Origin of the sequence: uncultured Mycobacterium sp. (genome assembly GCF_964249325.1) — a bacterium.
Lineage (GTDB): Bacteria > Actinomycetota > Actinomycetes > Mycobacteriales > Mycobacteriaceae > Mycobacterium.
This window is the reverse complement of record NZ_CAXUCH010000143.1, coordinates 1-4,300: the sequence shown is the minus strand read 5'-3', so window position 1 is coordinate 4,300 and position 4,300 is coordinate 1. Positions and strand designations below refer to the sequence as shown.

The following is a 4,300-nucleotide window of genomic DNA, read 5'->3' as shown; positions in this document are numbered from 1 at the left end:
CCCCGCGCTGATGGCCGGCAATGTCGGGATTCTCAAGCACGCCTCCAACGTGCCGCAGACGGCTTTGTATCTCTCCGACGTCATCGCTCGCGGCGGCTTCCCGGACGGCTGTTTCCAGACGCTGCTCGTCCCGTCCAGCGCCGTGGAAACCATCCTGCGCGACCCACGCGTGGCCGCCGCCACCCTTACCGGCAGCGAACCGGCCGGCCAGTCGGTGGGCGCCATCGCCGGCGACGAGATCAAACCGACCGTCCTCGAACTCGGCGGCAGTGACCCGTTCATCGTGATGCCGTCGGCTGAGCTTGACGCGGCGGTGGCCACCGCGGTCACTGCGCGGGTGCAGAACAACGGCCAATCCTGCATCGCGGCCAAGCGGTTCATCGTCCACACCGAGATCTATGACGAGTTCGTAGACAAGTTCGTCGAGAAGATGGCCGCGCTGCGGGTCGGCGACCCGACGGATCCGGACACCGACGTCGGTCCGCTGGCCACTGAGCAGGGCCGCGCCGACGTGGAAAAGCTGGTCCACGAGGCCGCTGCGGCGGGTGCGGTAATCCGTTGCGGCGGAATGCGTCTCGACGGGACCGGCTGGTTCTACCCGCCGACGGTGATCACCGACATCAGCCGCGATATGCCGATCTTCTGCGAGGAGGTGTTCGGCCCAGTCGCCTCGGTGTATCGCGCCGCCGACATCGACGAGGCCATCGAGATCGCCAACGCCACCACCTTCGGGCTCGGTTCCAATGCCTGGACCCGCGACGAGTCCGAGCAGCAGCGCTTTATCGACGACATCGAAGCCGGGCAGGTCTTCATCAACGGGATGGTGGTGTCCTACCCCGAGCTGCCGTTCGGCGGCGTCAAGCGCTCCGGCTACGGCCGTGAGCTCTCCGGCCACGGGATTCGGGAGTTCTGCAACGCCAAAACGGTCTGGGTCGGCTCAGCGGACAGCGGTGACGCCGGCGGCGGGAAAAAGGTCGAGTAGCGGTTCGCTGGCGTGCCCCTAGGCCGTGGCCGCCGCCAACGCTCTCTCGTCCTCGTCGCCGAACGTGTCCTCCAGTTGCAGCGGCGAATAGTCGAGGTCGATCTCGGCGAGCGGACGCCCGCGGGCGCTGCTGATCGTGCCGAACCGGCGCATTCCCTTGTCTGCGGCGTACTGCAGGAACTCGTCTACAGACAAGCCAAACGGGATGTCGGGGGCATACAGTGCGAAGCCCTCTTCTGTCAGGCGCAGCGCCAGCGGCATCAGCTCGTTCATCCGCTCTTCGAACACCGTCCAGTTGGCGTCGTCGCCGGCGACGTGGCGCCGGCAAGTGAAGGTGCCCCACGCCATGTGGCGGCGCTCGTCGTCACCGATGCGCTGAACAAGCTGCTGCATGCCGGGCAGGATGCCGCGCTCCACGCAGATCTTGTGCCAGGCGTAGTAGCCGGTCAGGGCCAACATGCCTTCGACGATGTGGTTGTAGGTCACCGACGCCCGCACCTGTGCGGCCGGTGAGGGATCAACCGACAAGGCATCGAGCGACTCCGGAAGTTCTTCGTTGAACATCTGCCGGTATGCCGGAAGGTCGTCGAAGTAACTGTGCAGGTCGTCGGTGACTCCGACCGCGTCGAGCCAGAGCCGGAACACCTGGGTGTGCTTAGCCTCCTCGAACGCGAACTGTGTCAGATACATTTCGTCGCCCAGCCGCCCTTCAGCCCGCATCGCGGACATGAACGGCTGGATGTCCTTGGTGACGGCTTCCTCGCCGGCGATGAACTCCGCACACAGCCGGGTGGCGTAGTCGCGTTCCCGCTCGGATAGTGCCTCCCAATCGGCTCGGTCGCGGGAGAAGTCGATGTCGGCAGGATTCCAGAATTTCGCGTTGCCACCGGCAAAGAGCTTGAGCGGCAAGCTGTCCCAGTTCAGGCCGCCCGCGGCCAGCGAGCCGTAACGTGTTCGTGTCATGTGACCTCCTTGATCGTTGGCTGCATTGCCGGCGAGAATGCGGCCGAAAGCACGGCGACGAGTCGGCGCACCGCCAGCGCCGGTTGCTCGGGGGTGGGCTCGTCGAGTCCCAGGACCGGGTCCATGCCGCGCACGTACGGTGCCAGCGCGAGGTGCGGAAAAATCAGCAGCAGCAACGACAACAACGCGTCGGTGTCCGAATCCGCCCGCAAATCGCCGCGTGCTTGCGCGTCGCGCACCAGCGGTCGCAGCACTTCAAGGTAGTGCCGGTGAATCACGGACCGCACACTGATGCGGGCGTCGGTGTCGACCTCGAAGCTCGCTGCGGCATGAAGCGCCCGTTCCCGCGGATGGTCGGCGAAGTAGGCGACCCAGTCGTCGAGCAGGTCGGTGAGAAAATCGAAGAATGGTCTGCTCGGGTCGAGCGCGCGAATGCGGGCCTCCATGTACGACCGCACCCGCTGGCTTCCGACGTCGGCGATGAACGCGTAGAGGTCGCGCTTGTCGGCGAAGTATTGGAACAGGCTGCCCTTGGCGACCCCGGCGCGCCGTGCAATGACGTTCAAGCTGCCGCGGGAAAAGCCATGCGCTCCGAATTCCGCCTCCGCGGCCTCGATCACCGCTGCCCGGCGTGCCGCATCGACGCGTGCCCACGTCACCGTCGGCATTGAGAATCCTCCTCGCGTCGATGACCACTGGTCATTCTAGTGTGACTCAGCTCACTCCTCAAGGGCCATCTGCCCTGCTGGCCACGAACGCCCCGATCCGGGCGAGCACGAGAAGGACAGATGCCGGAGGTCTAACGTCAACGTCGAGCCGCCGGGTGACCTGGGATCGTCGCGGGAAAGGGCCCGACTTCGCCGATCGGAGCACACCGATAGCGGTCGAACCGAGGAGTGGTTATCGAATGGCGCAACACACCACCACGTGGCCGAGCCTGCGGGTCGAGGACTGGACTCTAACGCGGGACACACTGCACATGTGGACCCAGATCGTCGGCAAGGTGCGACTCGCCCATTCGCCCATGGTCAATCATTGGTGGCAGGTCACCATGTACGTGACTCCCCGCGGCTTGACGACTTCGGCGATCCCGCAGGGGACCGAGGCTTTCGATATCGAATTCGATTTCGTTGACCATCACTTAGTGATCCGCAGCAGTGCCGGCGCCGCCCGTACCGTGCGGCTGGAACCGAAATCGGTCGCGGAGTTCTACGCCCAAACTATGCACGCGCTTGACGAATTGGGACTGCATACCAACATCCAGTCACACCCGAATGAGGTTGACCCAGCCCCACGATTCGCCGAGGACGTCGAGCACAAGTCGTACGATGCCGCGGCCGCACATCTTTTCTGGCGCCAGCTCCTGCACGCTAACCGCGTGCTGGGCCAGTTCCGGTCCCGATTTGTCGGAAAAGCAAGTCCAGTACATTTCTTTTGGGGCGCAATGGATCTAGCTTGTACGAGGTTTTCCGGCCGTCGCGCACCTCGCCATCCCGGCGGCGCGCCAAACGTCGGGGACTGGGTGATGGTGGAGGCATACTCGCACGAACTGAGCAGCTGCGGCTTTTGGCCCGGAGGCGGCGATGAGGGCGCCTTCTACGCCTACGCCTATCCCGAACCGGACGGATTCGCGGACTACCCCGTCAGGCCTGATGAGGCTCACTACAGCAGGGATCACGGCGAGTTCCTCGTGCCCTACGAGGTCGTACGGCAAGCGCCGGACCCCGATCAAGTGCTTCTCGCATTTCTGCAGGACACCTACGAAGCGGCGGCAACCCGTGCTGAGTGGGATCGCGCTGCGCTCGAGGACGATCCGGATCGTTGGAAGACGCACCAAAGACATTCGTAACCAACGCTTTTGACGCCAGGTGTCGTTAGGAGTGTGAGCCGTGGAGCAACCTGAGCGTCTTGGGCCTATGACGTCGCGCCGCTTACCGTTGGCGTCGCCTGCCGCACGGTGGCTGATCGCCGGCGCGGTGCTCGGTTCCGGCATCGCGTTCCTCGACGGCACTGTGGTCAACGTCGCGCTTCCCGCCATAGGGCGCGATCTGCGCACCGGGCTGGCCGGCCAGCAGTGGGTACTCGATGCCTACCTGCTGACGCTCAGTGCGTTGCTGCTCTTGGGAGGCGCGGCAGGCGACCGCTACGGCCGCCGCCGTGTTTTCGTCGGCGGCCTGGCAGTTTTCACCGCTGCCTCGCTGGGTTGTGGTCTTTCACCATCCGTCGGTTGTCTGATCGGGGCGCGGTTGGTGCAGGGCGTCGGCGCGGCAGCGCTTGTGCCCGGCAGCCTCGCACTGATCGACACGGGCATCACCGAGGAAGACCGGGGCCGCGCCGTGGGGATCTGGGCGGGCA

Annotated in this window: 4 protein-coding genes and 1 pseudogene (1 of these 5 cut by a window edge); 3 read left to right on the top strand and 2 right to left on the bottom strand. The window is 65.1% G+C overall.

The features are described from left to right. A pseudogene (locus tag ACFE99_RS16780) lies at nucleotides 1-982 on the top strand (NADP-dependent succinic semialdehyde dehydrogenase) (it extends 386 nt beyond the left edge of the window). Nucleotides 983-1,000: 18 nt separating this feature from the next. Here ACFE99_RS16780 and ACFE99_RS16775 read toward each other — a convergent pair. Further along, nucleotides 1,001-1,945, bottom strand: a complete 945-nt coding sequence (locus ACFE99_RS16775; RefSeq protein ID WP_375487224.1) for a R2-like ligand-binding oxidase — start codon at nucleotides 1,943-1,945, stop codon at nucleotides 1,001-1,003. Then, nucleotides 1,942-2,613, bottom strand: coding sequence for a TetR/AcrR family transcriptional regulator (locus ACFE99_RS16770; protein ID WP_375487222.1), 672 nt, complete (start codon nucleotides 2,611-2,613; stop codon nucleotides 1,942-1,944). Before ACFE99_RS16770 ends, ACFE99_RS16775 begins: the two co-directional genes overlap by 4 nt. A 239-nt stretch (nucleotides 2,614-2,852) precedes the next feature. Here ACFE99_RS16770 and ACFE99_RS16765 point away from each other — a divergent pair, with 239 nt between their 5' ends. Beyond that, entirely contained in the window at nucleotides 2,853-3,794 is a 942-nt protein-coding gene (locus ACFE99_RS16765; protein ID WP_375487220.1) for a DUF5996 family protein, read from the top strand. Nucleotides 3,795-3,861: 67 nt separating this feature from the next. After that, the coding region (locus tag ACFE99_RS16760) for an MFS transporter (RefSeq protein WP_375487238.1) at nucleotides 3,862-4,300 on the top strand (439 nt) is incomplete at its 3' end.